The sequence below is a fragment of the Microbacterium sp. Leaf351 genome (assembly GCF_001423825.1).
GTDB classification, from domain to species: domain Bacteria; phylum Actinomycetota; class Actinomycetes; order Actinomycetales; family Microbacteriaceae; genus Microbacterium; species Microbacterium ginsengisoli.
In genome coordinates, this window is sequence record NZ_LMPK01000036.1 from 56051 (window position 1) to 58083 (window position 2033).

3 protein-coding genes are annotated in these 2033 nt (G+C 66.8%); all 3 read right to left on the bottom strand.

The genetic code is table 11. The features are described from left to right. A partial coding sequence (locus ASG00_RS18440; RefSeq protein WP_235559564.1) for a PP2C family protein-serine/threonine phosphatase occupies positions 1-391 on the bottom strand: 391 nt, incomplete at its 3' end. A gap of 5 nt (positions 392-396) precedes the next feature. Beyond that, a complete protein-coding gene (locus ASG00_RS12225; RefSeq protein ID WP_045247251.1) occupies positions 397-831 on the bottom strand; it encodes a cytochrome c oxidase subunit 4 in 435 nt (144 codons plus the stop codon). Positions 832-834: 3 nt separating this feature from the next. After that, on the bottom strand, positions 835-2033 hold a 1199-nt coding region (locus ASG00_RS12230; RefSeq protein ID WP_235559565.1), incomplete at its 5' end, for a cytochrome c oxidase subunit I.

A 2033-nucleotide genomic window follows, 5' to 3' on the forward strand; every position in this document is an offset into this window, starting at 1 on the left:
CCCTGGTCTGCTGGGACAGCTCGCCGTCTCGCAGGAGGTAGGCCCGGGAGTCGCCGGAATGGGCGAGCAGCACAGAGCCGTCCGCAGCTGCGAAGACCCCCGTGAACGTCGTGGCCATCCCCGCGAGCTCCGGCTCGCGCTCCACATGGGCGCGCAGGTCCCAGTTCGCCACCCTGAGATGGTCGGCGAGGCGCTGGGGCTCCGCAGCAGCCGACGGTCCTCCCGCAACGACACGATGCACGAGGGCCGCCGAGGCCAGGTCGCCGGACGGGCCGCCGCCGACGCCGTCGGCGACCAGAGCCGCCCACGCCGAAGCGTACGCCGCATCCTGATTCGTCGACCGATGCGGGCCGATGTCAGAGGCCGCGGCCGCGTCGAAACGCAGTGCCATGGACCTCAGCGCGCGAAGTAGCCGCGGTAGTACTCGTAGACCCAGCCCACGATGGCGACCAGGAACACTGCGAACCCGACCGGCACCATCCAACTGCCGACCGCGAGACCGATGACGGCGATCGCACCGGACGCCGCGAGGACGATGGGCCACCACGACCAGGGGCTGAACTCGCCGATCTCGGGGTCGCCGTCGTCGATGTCGGCGGTCAGCCGGTCCTCGGGCAGGTCGCCGCCCTGAGCCTTGAGCACGCGCTGCGTGTAGAAGGCGATCATGGCAGCCATGGCGCTCGCGAACAGCAGCGCGACCGAACCGACCCACTCGACCGCGTTGTACCACGGCAGCTGGGGGTGGGCCAGGATGTTCCAGCCGGTGTAGACGATCGTGATGAACAGGAAGAAGCCGACGAGCAGCCACCACAGTCCGACGTTGGTCTTCATGGGTTACTTCACCTCTCCGGAGGCGAGGTCGACGACGGGGGCATCGGGTGCATCCTTCGCAGGACCGACACCGACCGGCAGCGCCGCCTCGGGGTGGTTGAGATCGAACGCCGGACGCTCGCTGCGGATGCGCGGGATCGACGTGAAGTTGTGGCGCGGCGGAGGGCAGCTGGTCGCCCACTCGAGCGACGCTCCGTAGCCCCACGGATCGTTGACGGTCACTCGCGGAGCCTTGCGCGCCGTGATCCAGACGTTCAGGAGGAACGGGATCATGGAGACGGCGAGGATCATCGAGCCGATCGTGGAGAGCTGGTTCTCCCACGTCCATCCGTCGGCAGCCGAGTAGTCGGCGTAGCGACGCGGCATCCCGTCGACGCCCAGCCAGTGCTGGATGAGGAACGTGGTGTGGAAGCCGATGAACAGCAGCCAGAAGTGCACGTACCCGAGGCGCTCGTTGAGCATCTTGCCCGTCCACTTCGGCCACCAGAAGTAGAAGCCGGCGAACATCGCGAACACGACCGTGCCGAACACGACGTAGTGGAAGTGCGCGACGACGAAGTACGAGTCGGACAGCGCGAAGTCGAGCGGCGGCGACGCGAGGATGACTCCGGTCAGGCCGCCGAACACGAACGTGACGAGGAAGCCGAGCGAGAACACCATCGGCGTCTCGAACGTCACTGAGCCGCGCCAGATCGTGCCGATCCAGTTGAAGATCTTCACACCCGTCGGCACCGCGATGAGCATCGTCATCAGCGCGAAGAACGGCAGCAGCACGGAACCGGTGACGTACATGTGGTGCGCCCACACCGCGACCGACAGCGCCGCGATCGAGATGGTCGCGTAGATCAGCGTCTTGTACCCGAAGATCGGCTTGCGGCTGAACGCGGGGAAGATCTCCGAGACGATGCCGAAGAACGGCAGCGCGATGATGTAGACCTCGGGGTGTCCGAAGAACCAGAACAGGTGCTGCCACAGCAGCACGCCGCCGTTGTGGGGATCGTAGATGTGCGCGCCGAGCACGCGGTCGGCGGCGGCGGCGAGCATCGCGGCCGCGAGCACGGGGAACGCGATGAGCACGAGGATGCTCGTGATCAGCGCGTTCCAGGAGAAGATCGGCATGCGCCACATCGTCATGCCCGGGGCACGCATCGTGATCACCGTGGTGATGAAGTTCACCGCGCCGAGGATGGTTCCGAAACCGC

Coding starts and splice junctions, on each gene's coding strand:
- ASG00_RS12225 (WP_045247251.1), bottom strand. CDS start 831: ATGAAGACCAACGTCGGACTGTGGTGGCTGCTCGTCGGCTTCTTCCTG.